This window comes from uncultured Sneathiella sp. (assembly GCF_963976355.1).
GTDB lineage: Bacteria > Pseudomonadota > Alphaproteobacteria > Sneathiellales > Sneathiellaceae > Sneathiella.
The window spans coordinates 171,735-192,117 of sequence record NZ_CAXBKA010000006.1 but is presented as its reverse complement, the minus strand read 5'-3'; the positions used below and the strand labels follow the sequence as shown (position 1 = coordinate 192,117).

Below are 20,383 nucleotides of genomic sequence, written 5' to 3'. Positions count from 1 at the left end.
GCCTTGCTCATTGTCGCGTTTCATATTTCATATCCGTTTATACATCTTGGCGGGTCGGATTAATTACCCTTGTCAGATTTTCTAACGTAAGTTAGGATTTTCAAAAATGAATATCCTGGTTTGCCGGGATGACAAAAACAGGGTTTGAAATCAGGGACACATAGCATTCTCTGCAGTATTTATCCTCTTTGAAATGATTGAAGATTGGCGGGCGAGATTTAAGAATGTTTTTGATATTCTGAAATGGGGGCAACGTTAAATTTTCTGTCTTCTTCCGTTGCCTTGACCATTCTGCTCCATCGTCAGGCAAAGAAATAGTAAAGCTCCAATGATGCTACAAAAAGGAAACAAAATAATGGCTTCCATGGAATATAGTATACAGTACCGCCGCGCCGATGCACTTGAGAGAAAAAATTCTGCTCACTGGCATGCAGTCGAATCTATGCCGCTCGCGGACTTAAAAAAAATGCAGGAAGAAAAGCTTGTTGCCCAAATGGCTTATCTGAAAGAAAGGTCGCCATTTTATCAAAAGAAGTTCTCTGATGCAGGCGTATCCTTCGATGATATCCGGACGGTCGAGGATCTGCAGAAAGTGCCCTTCACCCTGAAAACTGAAATTCGTGAGAGTCTGAAAGCAAAGCCTCCTTTCGGACTGCATCTTGCGGCGGATATGGAAGATATTATTCAGATGCAGGCTTCTTCCGGCACGACCGGCAGTCCGTCCTACGTCGCTTTGACTCAAGGTGATGCAGAGATGTGGCATGAGATGAACGCCCGCTGCTTCTTCGCCAGCGGCATCCGGCCGGGGGATATGTCGCTGCATGGATTCGCGCTGGCCAAAGGCTTCGTCGGCGGTGTGCCGATTACTCAATCCATGCAGTATATGGGCGTTATCGATATTCCGATTGGTGCGGATGGCGGGGCGGATCGTCTGCTCCGGGCGGCCGCTGATGTAAGGCCCCGCGTGCTTGCCGCAGCGCCGAACTTTGCGGTGTTTCTGGGGGAGAAGGCGCCGGATATTCTAGGCGTCGAGGCGAAAACACTCGGTATCGAGGTCGTTCTTGTGGGTGGCGAGCCCGGCGGCGGCATTCCTGCCATTCGGCAGCGGATCGAGGAAGTCTGGGGTGCGAAATGCTGCGAAATGCTCGGCGGCACCGACATGGGGGTGGCCTATTGGGGCGAATGCGAGGAGCAGTCCGGTATGCATATGGTGGGCATGGACTATATTGTCACCGAACTCCTCAATCCCGAAACCGGCGAGGTCATTCCATTTGAGGATGGTGCAGAAGGGGAACTGATCTACACGGCAATCGGGCGCGAGGCGAACCCGCTCGTCCGGTTCCGCTCAGGTGATCATGTGGAGGTGCTGGGCACTCAATGTGCTTGTGGTCGTACAGGCCCGAAGGTCCGCTGTATCGGGCGCACGGACGACATGCTCATTATTCGCGGTGCAAATGTTTTCCCTTCGGCAATTCAAAGCATCATTGGCGATATGACACCGGAGACCAACGGTGTGATGCGGGTAGTCGCAGATTTCGAGGGACATACATCTCAAGGGGCCCTGAAAGTTATTGTTGAGCGAGGACCTGATCGCTCACCCGACCGGGATGAAGAACTGAAAAAATCAATTGAGACTCATCTGCGAAATTCTCTGGCTTTTAAAGCGGATGTGAGGATTGTCGAACCAGATACATTTGAGAAGCCGGGCGCTGTAAAGGTCGCGCTTACGCTGAGAGAGTATCCCGACCTATAGAAACAGGAGGTTAAGCAAATGGACCTTGGGCTTAAAGGCAAAAGAGTATTAATCACAGGCGCGTCGCAAGGAATCGGGGAAGGCCTCGCCGAGGTGTTCGCCGAAGAAGGGGCTGATTTGTTTTTGGCAGCCCGGCAGGAGGATCGTCTCAAATCCATTGCTAAACGTGTGACGGACGCGCATGGCGTCAAGGCAGAGTATTTCCCAGCCGACTTCACAAAAAAAGGGGATATCGACAGACTGCATGCCGCCGCCGGTGACATCGACATTCTAGTCAATAATGCTGGCGCCATACCGGGCGGCGATATGTGGCAGGTCGGGGCCGATGACTGGCGTCCGGGATGGGAAGTCAAGGTAATGGGATATATCGACATGACCCGGCTCTTTTATGCCAGCATGAAGGCGCGTGGCCATGGCGTAATCCTCAACAATATTGGCAATGGCGGAGAAAATTTTGATTTCCGCTATATTGCGGGAACCACGGGAAATGCGGCGCTAATGGCCTTTACCAAGGCGGTGGGTGGGCACAGCTTGCAGGACAACATCCGTGTTGTCGGCGTCAATCCGGGGCCGGTTGCCACAACTCGCATCGAAAAGATCATGAAAGCCCGCGCGAAAGAGCGCTGGGGCGATGAGAGCCGCTATGGCGAACTGCTGGCGAATTATCCGTTAGGGCGTGCGGCGACGGTTCGTGAAATTGCCGACATGTTTGCCTTTTTGGCATCCTTCAGGTCCAGCTACACGTCAGGCACCATCATCACGATCGATGGGGGCATAACAACAAATATGTCGATTGGTGGTTAGAACAGAAAGGCCCGATTTTCATTGAAATAATGAAATGTATCTTTGGGGTTTGCGGTACCTCCTCGATTGACAGGAAAAAAGCACAGCAGTATTCTAACAATTGTTAGGAAATATGCCCCGAGCAAAATAATGCGTTTTTCGGAATGCTCCGCGTAAAAACACAACTCGTTTTATAACATGTCATCGACAGTGGTGGCTCAACAGAAAAGAAAGAACGAATAAAATGACTGATCGATACTCTAGTTACAACAAGTTGAAATTTGACTATCCAGCAGAGCGCGTTTTGAGAATTACGTTCAGTAATCCTGAAACCTTCAACTCCATAGATGCAGAAACGCATACTCAAATGACTGACATCTGGCGTGATATCGACCGCGATCCGGATATCAACGCCGTCATCGTCACTGGTGAAGGTAAGGCATTCTCAGCCGGCGGTGATTTCGGCCTGATCGAGAAAATGACCGGTAATTTCGACGAGATTATGAATACCTGGAAAGAAGCAAAGGACCTTGTCTACAATATCATCAATTGCAACAAGCCGATTATCTCGGCGATAAATGGCCCGGCTGCCGGCGCAGGGCTTGTCGTCGGTATTCTAGCCGATATTTCTATTGCCGGAAAACGCGCGAAAATTGTTGATGGTCATCCCCGGCTTGGCGTTGCCGCAGGTGATGTCGCCGCCATTATATGGCCGCTGTTGTGCGGCATGGCGAAGGCAAAATACTATCTGCTGACCTGCAAGCCTGTCTCAGGTGAGGAGGCAGACCGTATTGGCCTGGTGTCTATGTGCGTGGAGGACGAAGAGCTGCAAGAAATAGCGCTTGGTATCGCGACCGATCTTGCTAACGGATCTCAAAGTGCGATCCGCTGGACAAAATACTCGCTTAATAACTGGTTGCGACAGGCAGGGCCGATATTTGATGCGTCTACCGCACTGGAGATGCTTGGCTTTATGGGTGAGGATGTAAAGGAAGGCGTTGCCTCCCACCGTGAAAAGCGGACGCCCAATTTCCGTAAAGATTGTCCGATTTAAGGAATTTACATGATTGCATATCCTCTTGTCTTTGGAGGAGGATATGCGGCTGGAATGCTGAAACTAAGAAGGAGCGGCCCAATCAGAATCGGCGCTCCTTTTTATGTAGATACTGCTACGATTGTAAGCATTTGTTCAATAAAGGGGATTTGCATGTTTTGGGCTTCTCTCTTACAAGGTAGCCATATCAGTTTCAGCATTTGAAGAAATAAGGAAAAAGCTAATGCTAAAAGACGTTGTTATTTGTGAGCCGGTTCGTACCCCCGTTGGACGATTTGGAGGGCAGTTCAAGGGCCTGCATGCACATGAGCTTGGCCGCACGGTTGTTAGCGGGTTACTGGCCCGCTGCGAGGGACTTTCAGAGCGGGTGGACGATGTTATCTTCGCACAGTGCTACCCCTCCATGGATGCGCCGGCGTTGGGGCGGGTTGTCGGATTGGATGCTGGGTTGCCGATTGAAATTGGTGGGTATCAACTGGATCGCCGATGCGGATCCGGTTTGCAGGCCATTATCAATGGCGTGATGCAGGTAGCTACGGGAGCGTCCTCCGTGGTCATTGCTGGTGGGGCAGAATCCATGTCCAATGCTCCCTTTTATTCAACATCCGGAAGATGGGGTATTCAGGGCACGTCCCTCGCATTTCACGACGCGCTGGCACGCGGTCGTGTCACCGCAGGGGGTATTAACTTCCCGGTACCCGGCGGAATGCTGGAAACAGCAGAGAATTTGCGCCGGAGCCATAGCGTTCCGCGAGAGGAGCAAGACGAATTCGCGGTCGAATCGCACCGCCGTGCTGTCGCTGCGCAGGAAGCCGGTCGTTTTGATGATGAAATTATTCCGGTCACGGTGCGTAGTCGCAAAGGTGAGGCCGTCGTCACCAAGGATGAACATCCGCGACCAGAAGCCAACCTTGAAAGTCTGTCGAAACTTCGGCCGATCCTTGGCAAGTCTGATTCTGAGGCGACTGTAACGGCGGGTAATGCAAGCGGACAGAATGACGGTGCCTCCGCCTGCGTGGTTACGACCCGTACTATTGCCGAAGAGTTGGGCCTGAAAGTCTATGGCAGCCTGATCAGCTGGGCGGTTGCCGGCGTCGGCCCGGAGATTATGGGCATCGGACCGGTGCCCGCGACCGAGAAGGCGCTGGCCAAGGCGGAGCTTAGCCTAAAGGATCTGGATTTGATTGAGCTGAATGAGGCCTTTGCGGCGCAAGTGCTGGCCTGTACGCGGGATTGGGGATTTGCTAAGTCAGACTTCGAGCGGATGAATGTAAACGGTTCAGGAATTTCCCTGGGCCATCCGGTTGGCGCGACTGGCGGACGTATCCTTGCAACATTGCTCAGGGAAATGGAACGCCGTGATGCTAAATACGGCCTGGAGACCATGTGTATAGGTGGTGGACAGGGGTTAGCGGCCGTTTTTGAGCGGGGCTAATGGGTTTGCTCTTGTGAAGCAGGAAATCGGGTCTCTTACAAGTTAGCGAGCAGCTTGCTCATATGCGCCTTGTAAGTGCGTGTGATTTCCTCTTCACGTTTATGCCGACCCTGCGCCACCATTTTCTCACCGGCTATGTATACATCGGTTTTGAAATCTGCGGCGGCCGAGAATAGAAGAATATTGAGAAAATTCTCCTGATCACGACCGTAAAAATCCGGATGCTCCAAATCCAGGGTGACGAAATTCGCGCGGGCGCCGACCTGCAGACCGCCGTGGGGCTGGCCTAGGGCGCGGGCACCGCCGGACATAGACTTTTTATATAGAAAATGCCCTGTGTTAGGGAATGCGGTGGAGGTCAACACGTTGCGTTCCTGATGAAGCAATCGTTGGCCATACTCCAGACTCTCAAGCTCACGCGCGACATTCAGACAAATATTGCTGTCGGAACCTATTCCAAAGCTCCCTTCTTCTGAGATGAAGCGTTTCGCTGGAAAAATGCCATCGCCGAGGTTGGCTTCGGTGAGCGGACATAACCCAACGACTGCCTTACTCTTTGCAGTTTGAATAATCTCGGCATCCGTTAAATGCGTTGCGTGTACCAGGCACCAGCGCTTATTCACATCGAAATTTTCATACAGCCATTCCACAGGGCGCCTGCCATATGACGCAATACAATCTTCTATTTCTTTTTGCTGTTCGGCAATGTGTATATGGAAAGGTGTTTCGGGGGAAAACTTCAGAAGTTCTACAATCTCCTCTTTTGTCGCCGCGCGCAGGGAATGGGGCGCAACTCCGAGGGTGAGGTTCGGATCCTGCATTTCAAGTCTCTGTAATGCAGAAAACAACTCCTGATAATTGTCGAGGGTATTGATAAAGCGGCGCTGTCCGGATTCCGGCGGAAGGCCGCCAAAACCGGCGTGAGCATAGAAGACAGGTAATAGTGTGATTGGCATCCCTGCCACACGTGCGCCTTCAATCACTGCCTGAGACATAAGCGACATGTCTTCATAGGGCTGCCCCGTTCGACTGTGATGGAGATAATGAAATTCAGCCACAGCCGTATAGCCGCCCCGCATCAATTCCATATATAGCTGGGCCGTGATCGCTGTGACGTCCTCAGGTTCCAGCATATCCAGAAAGCCGTACATCACCTTGCGCCAACTCCAGAAACTGTCCGTCGGGGAAGAGCGTTTTTCGGCCAGTCCGGCCATTGCTCGTTGAAATGCATGACTATGCAGGTTAGGCATTCCCGGGATAGCGGCGCCGGTGATGGTCTCACCCATCTCATGGCTCTTTGTTCTTTCAATAGACTGAATGTATCCGGATGGGTCAATTTTTAGGGTAATGTCCTTGTCCCAGCCCGTCGCCAGCAATATTTGCTCGAAATGAAGTTGCTGCACTTATACCGCTCCCACCATGTAACCAGCGAACTATCGTAATCAAAATTCGTTGGGAATGATATGCTAACGGCGACCTCAATTGAAACATGTGAGAGGACACTTGCCGCGACGGATATTAAGTCTTTGTGCGTTTAATCTATATATGTAATGGGGAGGTTATAGGCTTATCCATGCGATGATATTTGTTAAGCCAGTGACATAATCTATATTGGAAGGAGCAATATCCCTGAAGTTGTAAGTCTCTGCAGAGGGGAGAAAAGACAGTTACGCAAGAATATCCCGTACTAATTGACCATTTTGTATAAATAAGCAATCTTGAATTATTATTTGAAGTGAATATTGAAATGCGCATAACCCTATACTGGACATCATTGTTGGCAGTTTCCGCTTTTCTGGCGCTGGCGTCGGCCTCAAGCGCGAGTGAAACCGGCTCGGAACAGGATTGTACCGAGGCTGGGGTCGATTACAAAAATTCCGGCGGAAAAACGAAAGACGAAATAATCGCCGAGATGGATCAGGCACTATTTGAATCGCTGAACAAGTATGATGGTTGTGCAAGCCAGAAAAAAAATAACGCCTCTTCAGGAGGTGGTGGAGGCGGCGGTGCGACCGGCGGCAGTGGCGGCGGATCCGCTATGTCCTCTGCGTCTTCCGGAATTGAGGGGTCAGAGCCGATGCCTTCTCAAAACAAGACGGAGCAGCAGGCCAGCACGGTTGAGGGAGAGGAAACCAAGTCTCCTGTAAAACAGCAACAAGATGCCCTTCCAAATGGCAAAGTGCCAGAAGATATTCCGCCTGCGGATAACGACAACATATTGCAAAAGAAAATACGCGAAGCCGCTATGAATGAGCCGGATCCGGTCAAACGCGAGCTTTTATGGGAAGAGTATAGAAAATATAAAGGCCTATCTGATAGCTAGTGCCTGTTATGGAACATGATGGTGCGAGAAAAATGGTGAGGGTGACACTTGGTTGGACAATCTGTTTTTGTTTCTTCGTGACCAGTTGCGTCACGCCGGGAATGTCAACAGGCGTCGGCCCGCGAACCTCGAGTGAGGTCAAAACAGCGGTACAATCCCAGCCGGAATTTCAGAAGACAAAACTTGATATCATAATTCCTGTGTTTGATCCGGGTCTGCCTGATGATCCTGAAGAGATGGAGGAGGAGAGGATTTGGCCGGAGCTTCGCCGCGCAGAATCTGTTCGCTTTGCGCTTAAACTCAAGGAAGAACTGGAGAAAACGGAACGTTTTGGGGCGGTGCGGGTTGCCCCGAATTCTGAGGCTACAGGCGATCTTTACGTGCTTGGGAAAATCCTTGAATCCAATGGCAAGGATGTCGAGATCGAAATTGATGTCTACGATATTTCCGGCGCTCACTGGTACAATGAAGATTATGAGCATGAGGTACTCGAGAGGTTTCACAAAACCTATCGAAATAAAGGGAAAGACCCTTATCAGCCTGTTTTTGAAGAAGCCGCTCTGGATCTGGTAGAGCATCTTTCAGAAGCCGATGCGACAGATCTCGCTGCTTTAAAATCCGTAACGGAAATGCGCTTTGGGGCGAATTTCTCCGAAGAGGCGTTTGTTGAATATATCAGGGAAGAAAATGGCCGGGTGGAACTCGTTGGTCTGCCGAGTGAGCTGGATCCCATGCTCGCCCGGATACGCGCTATCCGTATCAGGGATCAGCTTTTCATCGACAACATGCAGGACCATTACGCCGAGTTTAATGCCGAAATGTCGACCAGCTACGCGCTTTGGCAGGAACAAAGCCTGAAGGAAGAGACAGCACTTCAGGAAGCCGAAACCAAGGCAACTACGCAGGCCATAGTCGGCGGACTTTTGACCATCCTCGCGATCGGGCTTGCCGTTGGTGGTGCAAACAGCGGAAGCCCCGGACGTTCCACAGCCGCGACAGCAGGCGGGATCGCCGCCGGGGTCGGAGGCGTCATGATGATTTCAGAGAGCTTCAGAACCAGCAAGGAATCTGAGTTCCATGCAAATACGATTGAAGAGCTTGGCGAGTCCATTGACTCCGAGCTTGCACCGCAGGTTGTCGAGTTTGAAGGAGAAACCAAAAAAATAACGGGAAATGCGGAAAAGCAGTTCGCTGAATGGCGCGCCTTCCTGAAAGAGATTTACGAAAAGGAAAAAACACCGGAAAAGCAGCTTTGAGTAAACGATAATGTTCGAAAAAAAACTTGAAGAAGCGGCCGCGCAGTCCAGGCAGACACTCTTCATATTCGCTTTGATTTCCACCGTTATTGGACTGGTTCTGGTCATCGCGCTTATTTTCATTTCAACAGGCTCACCGTTTAAAGGCAAGGACGAGACATCGACGCAAATGACCACCCCAGTCGAGAAGGTGGAGAACGATCCTTCAGAAAAATCGGGATCATCCGAAAAGAAAGAGCCGACAGCAACCCAAACATACGAGCGTGAAGAAGTCATCACCCTAATCGGGCGATATGAACAGACGCTGGAGTCCATCGTTCTAACGGAGGGCTTTGCGATCTGGAATAAAACCCTACAGGCAGATCTGATTGCACTCAAAGATGATGTTGTCGGTAAATTGGCAAGTGGGACGGTCGATGCGGCCTATAAGCAGGTCATTCGCCTGATCGAGTCGGCGAGTGTTGCCGTCGGGGATTTTGAAATGGCGTTCGATACTGCAATGGCGGACGCTGCGGCAAGTTTTGACAGCGACGATGTTCAGGGAGCAAGGGCATACATCGATTATGCGTTGTCGCTAAACAATACAAGTCAAGAAGCCCTCGGTCTAAAAGAAAAAATAGAGGCTCTTCCAATAGTTCTTGAACTTATCAGGCAAGCTGCCGTTGCCCGTACGGAAAATAATCTGGAAGCAGAAAAGCGCTTCTCGGAACAGATTGTAGCGCTTGACCCGGATCGCAGCTTTTATCGCTCGCGAATAACGGAAATAGAAACTCTCCTTACGGAACGCCGGTTTGAAGAAAGTATCGTACGGGGGCTGGATGCAAATAGGGAAAACGATTTATCCGCCCTGCAGGCAGCGCATAGTGAGGCGAAATCCATCTTCCCAGACAGAGAAGAGACTAAAAATCTCGCCGGCATGGCCATTGCCCTGAAACAAAGAATAGCTTTTGATAATTTTATGCAAAGAGGTGGCAGGGCAATGGAAGCTGATGACTGGCAGGCCGCCCAACGAGAATATGAAAACGCGTCGGCAATCTATCCTAACAGCAAGGACGCACGGGATGGCCTGGAGATATCCCGGAGCATCCTTGCTAAAAAGCAGCAGATTGCGGCATTTATGGCCAGTCCTGAGCGACTTTCGAACGACTCTGTCAAGTCTGATGCGCTTGATGCATTGCAAAACTCTGAAGTTCTCGGGGCGCTCAGCGGAAGTTTGCAGAGGGAAGCGAGCAGTCTAAGCGATGAAATCGAGCGGTGGAACCGTCAGATTGATATATTGATCTTCTCCGATGAGCTCACGTCTGTCTCGGTTAAAGGGGTTGGTCGGGTCGGTCAGGTATCCAGCTATAAAATCCGCCTGAAACCGGGCTCCTACGTCCTTGAAGGGAAAAGAGAGGGCTTCAAAACGAAGCTGGTGCCGATTACGATTGATCCTGATGATACTGTGGTCGAGGTTGAAGTCATAACAGATGAGCGAATTTAAACGTCAGATCGAACTCGCAGCAAAGCGCCAGCAAATTGCTGTAATCGGCGTGCTGGCGTTTTTCTCGTTTGTCGGCACTCTTCTGGTTGTTGGTTTCGTCTTGTTAAAGGCAACTGTCATTGAGATCGCGCCGGAGCCGGCGGCAGTCAATGCAGATATATCGGTTGAGAGCGGTGCCGCTATCTACGTGGAAGGCACCTTATTTTCATTATCCCGCCAACCCGTCCTAAACGTGACCTCGGAAGGGTTTGAACCCGTCAGCAGGGCTATCGGAAGTGACGAAGAGGGCAAGACAGCCCTGATTGAAATGCAGGAATTGCAGGCCCGGCTTGTGCTGACTGTTATGGACATAAATGATGATGTTGCCTGGAAACTAAATGGGAAGGCCTTGCCTTTGTCGACATCGCTGGATCAAAAATTGGAGCCAGGGACATATGAAGTCGAGCTGGAGCATCCGTATTACGAACCAGAGACCGTTCAGTTTGAACTTGGAAGAGGGCAAACGGAAACCCGCGAGATTTCCTTGACAAGGATTGAAGGGCAGGTGGAGCTTAATGTGACGCCGGAAGGAGCGGATCTGAATTTCGATGGGGAAAAGGTTGCAGAATACCCAGTTGCGGTGAAAAGACCTGCGGGCAAATACTTCGTCACGATTGAAAAAGAGGGGTATCTGCCGATAACGGATGAAGTTGAGATTACAAATAAGGATCGTACTTTATCCCGCCACTATCAATTGCAGCCGCAACCTGCATATGTCGACGTGAGCGTATCCCCGGCAGGGGGGGAGTTATCATTGAATGGCAAATCCATATCGGCGGACGGACGGCAGAAACTCGCACCGAATAAGCGCTATTATCTTAACTACCGAAAGAAAGGCTATACGTCGGAAGAGCGGGAGATTTTGCTGAAACCGGCGGAGGAAGCGGAAATCTCCTTCAACCTGAAACTCAACATTGGGGACGTTCAAATTACGTCCAGCCCTGAAGCGGCTGTCTATATTGACGGGAAGGCCGTCGGGAACACGCCACTGTCGCTTCGCCTGCCCTCCTTCACGCACAAGATTTCGATCGTGCGGCAGGGATATCGAACGATTATCAAATCCGTTGTTCCTTCCGCCGCGTCCCCTCAGCGGATTGATGTGACGCTGCAGACGGAAAAGGCGGCTCAGCTTGCCGAAGCAAAACCGAAATATGTTAACTCCGTCGATATGGAAATGGTGTTGTTCCAGCCGGGCAATGTCACATTGGGGGCACCAAGATCGGAGAGTGGTCAGCGGGCCAACGAATTTATCCGGGCCGTGGAATTGACGCGTCATTTCTATGCTGCAAGCACAGAAGTCACGCAGGCACAGTTCGCTTTGTTTGATACAAGCCGCTCATATAGCGGTTCGGGCGCGTTGCCGATCTCGAATGTATCCTGGGATCAAGCCGCGCAATATTGCAACTGGCTAAGCAAGAAAGAGGAACTAAGCCCGTTTTATAAATTCGATGGCGATCGCTATCGGGGGTTCGCTCCGAATGCTGATGGATACCGATTGCTGACAGAAGCAGAATGGGAGTGGCTGGCACGAAAAGCCGGACGTATCAAGCAGACGCGCTTTCCTTGGGGGGATGACCCTGTCATTCCGAAAGACGCGGGGAATATTGCCGATGAGTCGGCCAATGGAAAGACCCGCTTCTATGTTCCCAATTATGTGGATGGTCACGCCGGAGTTGCACCGGTAAAAAGTTTCGCCAAAGATAACGCAGGGCTTCATGATATCTTTGGCAATGTCTCGGAGTGGGTTCATGATTATTACAGCCTGGTACCACCTGCGAATGACGCGGTCTTGCAAGACCCTCTCGGCCGCCAGCAGGGCGATCAGCATATGTTCAAGGGGGCGAACTGGTCCAGCGGAACCCTGACGGAACTTCGGCCCGCTTATCGTGGCTCCGGGACAGAGGGGTCGGACACGGTGGGCTTCCGGGTGGGACGGTTTTTATATGGAGAAGTAAAATGAACACATGGCTTAAACATAAGACCAGATGGATCATTGTCGGGATAGTTGCGATTTTTGGTGCTCTGACATTGCAATATGCCATTGCCCAGAGCGGAGGAGCGGAAATCAACCTCAACTCCCCCGTTTCTTTTCCAGTGGATATCTAGATGATCAGGAAAGTTATTATAGCAACGGTCTTGCTGGCTGTTTGTATCGTCTTCGTGCAGCTGATCTACGCTGGTTTCATTACACCAAGTGCGGAAAGACTGGTCGCTGAGGCGCAAGCAGCCGGAACCGCGGCACCTCAGGTTATTTCGGTAATTCTGAAAGACGGGGAGCAACAGGCGTGCGTGACATTGGCGCTTTGGTGCCTGTTCTTGATGGCCGGGAAATTCTGGGGCCTCTGGAACGAGTCCCATCTCGACAAGATTGATTATGTCGGGCTCATCAGTGAAGAAAATGACCTCGGCGATGAGAAAGATACGTTAAGAAAAACGATGACGGAAATTGAAAAGCTGCCGGAGAAATTCACGGCGTCTCCGGTCGTACAAACGCTTCTGTCGAGCATCCGCCGCTATCTGATGACAGATGATGTGCACAGCACGTCCGAAGCCATTTCGCTCAGTATCGATGCTTTGGCCATGCGTCAGGAATCAGAGAATACAATGATCCGTTATGTCATTTGGGCTATCCCTTCAATTGGCTTCATCGGGACCGTAAGAGGCATTGGCGCCGCATTGTCGCAGGCGGATGAGGCGCTTGCCGGTGATATTACATTGATGACGGACAGTCTTGGCGTCGCATTTAATTCGACGCTGGTAGCCTTAGTCCTGTCGATATTTTTGATGTTGATGCTGCATATTCTACAAGGACTTCAGGACGGGCAGCTGATCAAGACCCAGGCCTATTGCGAGAAATTCCTCCTGAACCGTATCAGCAAATAGGTGCAGTCTGAGAAAGCGTCGCGCAACTGAAGGATTTAATCTTTCTTTTCTGGACATCATGGCCTGCGGCCTTGGCGCTGCGGTTTTGATTTTGATTTTGCTGAAACTGCAGCCTGAAGATACCCCCATTGACCTTGATGATCTGAGGGCGGATTTGACGCTTCGTCAGGAACAGGAAGGGAAACTCAAGGCGCTTCTCGATCAGCAGAAGAACGAAGAAGCAAAAATCGAAGCTGATATCTCTACACTTGCGGGAGAGACCCGCGCGCTTGAGGAAGAGGTCGCGGCAACCGAGGAAACGACCCGTGAAAAAATAGCTGAATTGGATACTCTGAAGGAACGTATTCTTAAAAGTCCGCCGGCGCAGAAAGCAGATGTCGTTCAATCTGATCAAGGGGGAGAAGAAGAATATCTGCTTGGCCTCAAGGTCGAAGGCCGGCGAATAGCCTTTCTGATTGATATCAGCGCATCGATGACGGATGAAAACCTGATTGATATCATCAAGCGCAAATCCGGGACGGATCACGACAAAATGAATGGGCCGAAATGGAAGCGAACGCAAAGGATCGTAAAATGGCTTGCGAACAGGATACCCAAAACCTCGAACGCTGTATTCATCGGGTTTAATGAAACAGCTTTTCCAATCGGGCCGTCTGTCTGGTTTAGAGGATCGGATGCAAGTTCGGTACAACATGTCTTCTCGTCAATCGACAATGTCGTGCCGACAAACGCTACGAACCTGGAGGCAGCACTGCAGGTGGCCAAGCAGAAATCCGACCTGCCCACGAATTACTATGTCGTTACTGATGGCTTGCCGACGGAAGGCAATTCAAACTACGGAAGCCTAAATCCGTTTGCTAGCTGCACATCTCTGTTCGGAAAATCCTCCATTATAACCGGGGAATGCCGACGGAAACTCTTCGAGTATACAGTCAGAAACTACGGCGTGCAGGCCGGGGTGCCGGTAAACGTTATACTGCTCCCTCTTGAGGGGGATCCAGGCGCTGCACCGTCTTATTGGTCATGGACATATGCGACAGGAGGGCTGCTCATAAGCCCTGCGGAAAACTGGCCATGAAGCGACGCAATCGCACATTCGAGCTTTTTAGCCTTTCCTTTCTCGATCTGATCTCCTGCGGGTTCGGCGCAGTTGTCCTGTTGATACTTGTCTCCAAGACAGGAGAGGACGTGAACAACGCAACGCTTGAGGAAGCTAAGGAAGTCCTGGCGATGATTACCGAAGTTGAACGCAATGTCGGCGTTCTGGAGCAGGAAGCGGAGCAACGAAAGGGGCGGATTGAAAGCCAATCCAGATTGCTGGATAAACTTCAGAATGAACGCGCACTACTGGCAGAAAAGAAAAGCGCCGCCGCTGCCGCCGATCAAAAGGCGGAAGATGACTTGGAAGGCCTCGAACTCGTAGAAGAATCTCTTAATCGGGCCAGCATACGACCGCAGATGAATGTGCAAAAGCGAGATGATGAAGTTGGGGGAATTCCGGTGGACAGTGATTATATACTATTCATTGTCGATACATCCGGAAGTATGCAGAGGATTTGGAACAGGGTCATGGCGGAGATGAAAAATGTACTCGCTATCCATCCCCAAGTGAAAGGCTTTCAGATATTAAATGACAACGGTGTGCATTTAATCTCCTCCTATAACGGAAAATGGATTCCGGACACAGCCAGCCGACGCGACAATGTATTTAAGGCGTTCGCTGGCTGGCGCAGTAATTCCAATAGTAGCCCAGTAGAAGGTCTGGAAGTGGCGCTCAAGAAGTACGCCCGCCCGAACATAAAACTCTCGATTTACATTTTTGGAGATGATTATACGGGTGGTTCCTACAACGATGTCATAGACCGATTGCAAATCCTGAATACCAACAAACTGACGGGAAAACCTCTTGCCAGAGTCCATGCAGTCGGCTTTATTTCACAGGGTGTTTCGGGGCGATTTGGCGTGTTGATGAGGGAGGTGACCAAAAGAAATGATGGTACATTCCTGGCACTTCCAAAAAACTAAAACTCGCGCTGTTAATTCATCGACTTTTGCCACCAGGTCCTCAGCAACTGGTTCTGCTGTAACAGCTTGAGATATTGCCGTTTTGCCTCAGGATTGTGATTTATGATTTTCTTTATGCGGTCGGCATCCCGGGGTTCCAACATATTATCTACATAAGCCTGAATATCGGTTTCTTCAAAATTACTATACGTCATGCTATCCGTAACGCTGCTATAAATAGGAAGTTGGGATTTTATAACGCGCCATTTTTTAGCGCTCCTAATGTAATAAATGGATTTCGTTGATATTTAGTTCCATGGAACTTTATCTTCACTCTCTCGTTGGTATGTCTGCAACGGAAAAAATTAAGGAGAGAGCTGATGCTTGGTTGGGCTATTACATTTCTGGTGGTTGCACTCATTGCCGCAGTATTGGGCTTTGGTGGGGTCGCCGCAGTATCTGCTGAGATTGCACAAATTCTGTTTATTGTGTTCATCGTACTGTTTGTCGTGACGGCAATTATTCACTTCGTTCGGGGACGCAGGCCACCACTGTGAATATCAGGAAAGCAGAAATTTTGCAAAAATCATAAAGCGGCGCTTCAACGGAAGTGCCGTTTTTTGTTGGTCGTACAGGATCCAGTCTAGTAAGTTTCATAGATGAAGTTCCTGAGCAACAAAATCTTCGTGACCTATATGGTCACTTTGTCGACAGGGTTTTTAGTCTGTTTGGCTCTCCTGCTGACCATTGCACTTCCAATAACTTCAGGGAAAATAACTGACCTGAATGATATATGGTTGTTGGCCTCCGTTTCCTTTGCAACTTTTCTGTTAGGTTTTTTCATAAGCTTCCTCGTTCTCAAGCGGGCGCTCCAAAAATTTTCAGCCAATCAAATATCCGAAGAAGAGATGTTTCGTCTGGCCGTTGAAGGCACAAAGGATGGTATTATTGACTGGGATATTAAATCCGGTGAGGTTTTCTTTTCCGATCAGTTCATGGAAATGCTGGGATATGGGTCGGAAGGGTTCAAAGGAACCATAGGTGATTTTTCGGACAAACTCGATCCGGATGATAGGAAAACCGTCTGGAACCATATCAGTCTTTATATCAGCAGTAAGTTATCAGAATACTCAACCACATTTCGCATGTGCCATAAATCAGGCCGCTTGGTCTGGGTAAAGGCTCAGGGAATTCTAATACGGAACCACAAATTACAGCCGTTAAGATTTGTTAGTGCGCTTACGGATGTTAGTGCTACGAAAGAGTATGAAATGACGCTTCAGGACGCAATTTTGCGCGCTGAAGAGGCAAATGAAGCCAAGAGTGAATTTCTTGCCCATATGAGTCACGAAATCCGCACACCTTTGACAGCGATTACCGGGGCCGCTGGAATTCTGAACGAGCATGCTCATGAGCTGGATGACAAAAAGCAGAAGCTTGCAAAAGTACTGAATTTCAGCTCAATAAGCTTGAAAGATATTATTTCCGACATACTGGATTTTTCGAAAATCGAAAGCGGTGAACTTGAGCTGGAGGAGTTGATGTTCAATTTACAAGAGGTATTTGAACATATAACCAGCGTCATGTCCGTTCGTATGAAAGAAAAGAACCTTGATTTTGTATTTTCATATAAGGGGTTGGATGGGCAACAGTTTTACGGCGATCCGGTTCGGCTTAGGCAAATCCTGATCAACCTGATCGGGAATGCGGTCAAATTTACCGAGAATGGCCATGTGCACGTCAAGGCAGCCAAGGAGGATTTTGGCGACATTTCAGTTTTGCGAATAGATATCGAAGATACAGGCGTTGGAATTGAAGAGAGTCAGATTGATCTGATCTTTGAACGCTTTAAGCAGGCGGATTCCGGCATCTCACGAAAATTCGGAGGAACGGGGTTAGGGCTTCCGATTTCCAAGAAGCTTGCGGGATTGATGGGTGGAAGTATCGAAGTTAAAAGCGTGACTGGAAAAGGTTCTGTGTTCTCCCTGATCGTCCCGTTTGTTGCGCCAAAAGATGAATTATCCAGGGATGAAGCCCAGAATGAAGCTCTCAGGAAAAAGCGGATTGATGAACTGAAAGCTCAAATCGAAGGCACACCAAAGGCGCTACTTGTCGAAGACTATGAAGGGAACATTACTGTGCTGGGCCATATCTTGGAAGATATGGACATAAAGTTTGATGTCGCGAGAACCGGGCTAGAGGCAGTTAATCAATGGAAGGAAAATCATTATGGGTTGATTCTGATGGATATCCAGATGCCGGAAATGGATGGTTTTTCCAGCACCCGGCTCATCAGGAGTATAGAAGAAGAAACGGATACAAGCCGTACTCCAATTGTCGGAATGACAGCTCATGCCATGGTGGGGGACAAGGCCAAATGCTTGGCTGCAGGTATGGATACATATTTACCCAAACCAATTGATGAAATTGAATTGAAAGCAACTGTTGTTAAATATATGAGCGGTAATAGCTTTGCGGAAATAAGAAACCCGGATCTGTAATCCGGGTTTTCCGGATTTACCTGATTAGTCAAGTGGGTCCAAGAGTTCCTGTAGATGCTCCCGCGCTCTTGAAAGGCGGGAACGAACGGTGCCCACTGCGATCTCCAGGCAATCGGCAACCTCTTGATAGCTCATTCCCTGTACGCAGATCATGACGAGGATTTCTTGATGGGTAAATGAGAGCTTTTTCATCGCTTCATTTACTGAATTCAATTCGAGCTGCTTTTCCTGAGGTGCATCGATTGATTCATTTTCAAGATAGCTTTCTGGATCATATTTAGTTTCATACTTGACCTTGCGACGATAATCCGACGCAAAGTGGTTGTACATAATTTTAGACGTCCATTTGAACAGGTCTGTATTTTCCTGAAACAAATGTTTCTTTTCCATTGCCCGCAAAAGGGTATACTGAAGAAGATCATCCGCCTCATGGTGATTTTTCGTCAGGCGGCGCGCAAAATTTCTCAGACCGGGCATTTCGGTTGTCAGATCCTGATTGTTGAACATTTGCTGTCTTCCTTATTGCTATTGCGTCATTGAACTTGCAATAAAGGTATGCAGCGTCTGTATCGTCGGTTTTTCGGCTTTGTAATATTTTTGAAAAAATTTGTATCAATTTCGTAACTGGCCTTATAAGTATTTTGGACAATGTAATAAGGAATTAATGTGATGAGTAAGGGGGTTGTGCTGTCAGTTGACGATGACGCAGGGCTTCAGGTTGTTTTGGAAGTTTACCTGCAAGGTGAGGGCTATTCTTTTGTCTCTATGAAGGACGGTTCGGAACTGCCGGAAAAATTATCTAAAGAACAACCTGACATCATTTTGCTGGATCTTGTCCTGTCCGATACCGACGGCACCAGTCTGATTCCTGTGATCCGTCAGCATACTCAGGCTCCTGTTATCGTTGTCAGCGGAAAAAATGATACAACGGAAAAAGTCATATGCCTTGAAATGGGGGCAGATGATTATCTAACCAAACCTTTCGAACTACGAGAACTAAAGGCACGCATAAAGGCGTCCTTGAGGCGTGTCGAAGAGAAAATCTCGGCGTCTTCTGCACAACTAAAAGAGCAGGAGCCCGATTCGAAGAAAAATCTAAACTTCGGCGAATTTACCTTGGATCGGGACCAATTTCAGGTTTTCGACGGTAATCGCAATTCACTAGATATGACGATTGGAGAATTTCAGCTATTGGAAGCTCTGGTCATGGCACCAAACCGGACACTTAGCCGGGAGCGGCTTTTTGAGCTGACGCGGGATGGTGAGTATGATTCCTATGATCGCGCGATCGACATACAGATTGGCCGTATCCGCAAAAAACTTGGAGATGACGGAACGCGCATTATAAAAACCATGCGTGGTGTGGGATATATGTTTTCCCCTCCCGATTAATCTTGGAACTCTTTTTTGGTCTGTTCGTTTGTCGCAGGATATACACGATCAAAACGGAGTTTTATAATGACCAAAGCAGCTGATTCCTATCCTGAAATCAATGAACTAAAAGAAGATCTCGCGTCCTTGAAAAGCCATGTATCCGAGCTGACCGCCAGCTTGAAGAGAGATGGCGTCGAAGGGGCGGAGAAACTCAGTGCTAGAACCAAAGAAAAACTGGGCGAACTGAAGGACCGCGGTCAGGACGGGCTTCACCACATTGAAGATCATGTGAGAGAGAAGCCAGGACAAAGCATTGCGATTGCTTTTGCTGCGGGCTTTCTCGCGAGTATGTTGCTTCGTAACCGGAGCTAATCCGTGAATCCTTTATTCCAAATTTTGCAGCAAGTTATCTCTGACAGTTTGCTGCCGCGGAAATCTGAGATTTTGCAGCGTGGTGCAATCGGGATAACAGCAATAGCGCTGACCGCCGCGTTGTCGTTTATCGCGCTTTTCTTCTTGGCATTGTCTTTTTATAGCTGGATGAGCCTTTACACATCTCTTCATCTTGCAGCTTTGGCAACCGCAGGTACCGTCATTTTGGTATGCCTTATAATTGCCGTGATTGCCTATTTTGCGGTGAGATCAAAGCCAAAAGAACAGCCACAAGCGGACGAGATTTCGCAAATGATGGCGGTTGCGGCATCCGTGGCGGGTGAGGAGTTTGAAAAATCAATCAACGGTAACCCGAAAACGACGTTGGTCCTCGCCGGAATAGCTGGGTTCGCCGCGGCTAAATATCTCAACAAATAGGGAACTTTTCGGTCGATCTTTTGTTGGTATTTCTGATAATCGGGCCTATTGAAAGGACAGATAAATGCTTACGATTCAAAAACAACTTCGGTATTTTGTATTGGCACTTTTTACGATGTCCGCGCTTTCGCTGACTGCTTGTGAAACAATGGAAGGAGCTGGTAAGGACATTGAAAAGGCTGGTAAAGCCATACAAGAAGAAGCAGATGACTAACCAGAAAATCTGAAGAGACTTTCTCTTCAGGGGATACAAATTTTGAAATATAAAACCGCCTTTTAAGGCGGTTTTTCCTTGCCTGAGCGGATGATTAACAATTAGATACATGCTACGCTGCTTTGGATTCACAGGTGAGACACATTCCATTGGTGCACTCTGGCATATATCTGTTCGAGCAGTGGTTCCGCCATGTTTGTTGTTGACGCACTTACTATTTCTGACCGCGAAAAAATTATGTTGAGGTAACTGAATAATGCAGTGGGAAGCCCAAAAGATATGTGCGGATGCTGGTGACTATGAGCTAATGGTTGAAAAGCAAAAACAGGATTGGGAATGTGATCAACCGGTTGACTCATGGAAATGGGCTGTTGTTTATCATGGAACAATCGTGGCGAGCGGCGTATCCAATGACATAGAAGTTGCAAAACGTGTTGCCGAAGCGAGTATTCCGGAAGGGAGGTAGGGTTT

At 49.1% G+C, this 20,383-nt stretch carries 21 protein-coding genes; 19 read left to right on the top strand and 2 right to left on the bottom strand.

The annotated features are described in order from the left end of the window. Window positions 1-466: 466 nt before the first annotated feature. From AAC599_RS14905 to AAC599_RS14890, 4 genes are all read left to right on the top strand, one after another. Window positions 467-1,753, top strand: a complete 1,287-nt coding sequence (locus tag AAC599_RS14905; protein ID WP_340151193.1) for an AMP-binding protein — start codon at window positions 467-469, stop codon at window positions 1,751-1,753. An 18-nt stretch (window positions 1,754-1,771) separates the two neighbouring features. After that, entirely contained in the window at window positions 1,772-2,557 is a 786-nt protein-coding gene (locus AAC599_RS14900) for an SDR family oxidoreductase (protein WP_340151192.1), read from the top strand. 223 nt (window positions 2,558-2,780) lie between these two features. Next, window positions 2,781-3,590 carry an enoyl-CoA hydratase/isomerase family protein gene (locus AAC599_RS14895; protein WP_340151191.1) on the top strand — a complete coding sequence of 270 codons (810 nt, stop codon included), beginning with the start codon at window positions 2,781-2,783 and terminating at the stop codon, window positions 3,588-3,590. Between the two features lie 223 nt (window positions 3,591-3,813). Then, the gene (locus AAC599_RS14890; RefSeq protein WP_340151190.1) at window positions 3,814-5,025 is read left to right on the top strand and encodes an acetyl-CoA C-acetyltransferase; all 1,212 of its coding nucleotides are present in this window, start codon (window positions 3,814-3,816) and stop codon (window positions 5,023-5,025) included. Window positions 5,026-5,060: 35 nt separating this feature from the next. Here AAC599_RS14890 and AAC599_RS14885 read toward each other — a convergent pair whose 3' ends face one another. Next, window positions 5,061-6,428 (bottom strand): formimidoylglutamate deiminase, encoded by a 1,368-nt coding sequence (locus tag AAC599_RS14885; protein ID WP_340151189.1) that lies wholly within the window; start codon window positions 6,426-6,428, stop codon window positions 5,061-5,063. A gap of 332 nt (window positions 6,429-6,760) precedes the next feature. On the opposite strand from AAC599_RS14885, the gene AAC599_RS14880 reads away from it, so the two are divergent. From AAC599_RS14880 to AAC599_RS14835, 10 genes are all read left to right on the top strand, one after another. After that, on the top strand, window positions 6,761-7,348 hold the full coding sequence (locus AAC599_RS14880; protein ID WP_340151188.1) for a hypothetical protein: 588 nt from the start codon (window positions 6,761-6,763) through the stop codon (window positions 7,346-7,348). 8 nt (window positions 7,349-7,356) lie between these two features. Continuing rightward, entirely contained in the window at window positions 7,357-8,604 is a 1,248-nt protein-coding gene (locus AAC599_RS14875; RefSeq protein WP_340151187.1) for a hypothetical protein, read from the top strand. Between the two features lie 10 nt (window positions 8,605-8,614). Then, window positions 8,615-10,087 (top strand): hypothetical protein, encoded by a 1,473-nt coding sequence (locus AAC599_RS14870; RefSeq protein ID WP_340151186.1) that lies wholly within the window; start codon window positions 8,615-8,617, stop codon window positions 10,085-10,087. Beyond that, entirely contained in the window at window positions 10,074-12,086 is a 2,013-nt protein-coding gene (locus tag AAC599_RS14865; protein ID WP_340151185.1) for an SUMF1/EgtB/PvdO family nonheme iron enzyme, read from the top strand. Before AAC599_RS14870 ends, AAC599_RS14865 begins: the two co-directional genes overlap by 14 nt. Then, window positions 12,083-12,232, top strand: a complete 150-nt coding sequence (locus AAC599_RS14860; RefSeq protein WP_293959436.1) for a hypothetical protein — start codon at window positions 12,083-12,085, stop codon at window positions 12,230-12,232. The genes AAC599_RS14865 and AAC599_RS14860 overlap by 4 nt, the downstream gene beginning before the upstream one ends. Beyond that, window positions 12,233-13,009 (top strand): MotA/TolQ/ExbB proton channel family protein, encoded by a 777-nt coding sequence (locus tag AAC599_RS14855; RefSeq protein WP_340151184.1) that lies wholly within the window; start codon window positions 12,233-12,235, stop codon window positions 13,007-13,009. 58 nt (window positions 13,010-13,067) lie between these two features. Continuing rightward, the gene (locus AAC599_RS14850) at window positions 13,068-14,087 is read left to right on the top strand and encodes a vWA domain-containing protein (protein WP_340151183.1); all 1,020 of its coding nucleotides are present in this window, start codon (window positions 13,068-13,070) and stop codon (window positions 14,085-14,087) included. Beyond that, on the top strand, window positions 14,084-15,034 hold the full coding sequence (locus AAC599_RS14845; protein ID WP_340151182.1) for a hypothetical protein: 951 nt from the start codon (window positions 14,084-14,086) through the stop codon (window positions 15,032-15,034). Before AAC599_RS14850 ends, AAC599_RS14845 begins: the two co-directional genes overlap by 4 nt. A gap of 359 nt (window positions 15,035-15,393) precedes the next feature. Beyond that, window positions 15,394-15,570, top strand: coding sequence for a DUF1328 domain-containing protein (locus AAC599_RS14840; protein WP_293959444.1), 177 nt, complete (start codon window positions 15,394-15,396; stop codon window positions 15,568-15,570). Window positions 15,571-15,672: 102 nt separating this feature from the next. Then, window positions 15,673-17,514 carry an ATP-binding protein gene (locus AAC599_RS14835; RefSeq protein WP_340151181.1) on the top strand — a complete coding sequence of 614 codons (1,842 nt, stop codon included), beginning with the start codon at window positions 15,673-15,675 and terminating at the stop codon, window positions 17,512-17,514. A gap of 24 nt (window positions 17,515-17,538) precedes the next feature. On the opposite strand, the gene AAC599_RS14830 is transcribed toward AAC599_RS14835, so the two are convergent. Beyond that, window positions 17,539-18,021 (bottom strand): sigma-70 family RNA polymerase sigma factor, encoded by a 483-nt coding sequence (locus AAC599_RS14830; protein WP_340151180.1) that lies wholly within the window; start codon window positions 18,019-18,021, stop codon window positions 17,539-17,541. Window positions 18,022-18,183: 162 nt separating this feature from the next. Here AAC599_RS14830 and AAC599_RS14825 point away from each other — a divergent pair, with 162 nt between their 5' ends. The 5 genes from AAC599_RS14825 to AAC599_RS14805 all read left to right on the top strand — a co-directional run bounded on the left by AAC599_RS14825 (window position 18,184) and on the right by AAC599_RS14805 (window position 20,378). After that, a complete protein-coding gene (locus AAC599_RS14825) occupies window positions 18,184-18,906 on the top strand; it encodes a response regulator transcription factor (protein ID WP_340151179.1) in 723 nt (240 codons plus the stop codon). A gap of 66 nt (window positions 18,907-18,972) precedes the next feature. Further along, window positions 18,973-19,260 carry a hypothetical protein gene (locus AAC599_RS14820; protein WP_340151178.1) on the top strand — a complete coding sequence of 96 codons (288 nt, stop codon included), beginning with the start codon at window positions 18,973-18,975 and terminating at the stop codon, window positions 19,258-19,260. 3 nt (window positions 19,261-19,263) lie between these two features. Next, the gene (locus AAC599_RS14815) at window positions 19,264-19,698 is read left to right on the top strand and encodes a hypothetical protein (RefSeq protein WP_340151177.1); all 435 of its coding nucleotides are present in this window, start codon (window positions 19,264-19,266) and stop codon (window positions 19,696-19,698) included. Between the two features lie 64 nt (window positions 19,699-19,762). Then, complete coding sequence (locus AAC599_RS14810; RefSeq protein WP_340151176.1) at window positions 19,763-19,912, top strand: entericidin A/B family lipoprotein; 150 nt, start codon at window positions 19,763-19,765, stop codon at window positions 19,910-19,912. A gap of 256 nt (window positions 19,913-20,168) precedes the next feature. After that, window positions 20,169-20,378 carry a hypothetical protein gene (locus AAC599_RS14805; protein WP_340151175.1) on the top strand — a complete coding sequence of 70 codons (210 nt, stop codon included), beginning with the start codon at window positions 20,169-20,171 and terminating at the stop codon, window positions 20,376-20,378. Window positions 20,379-20,383: the final 5 nt, after the last annotated feature.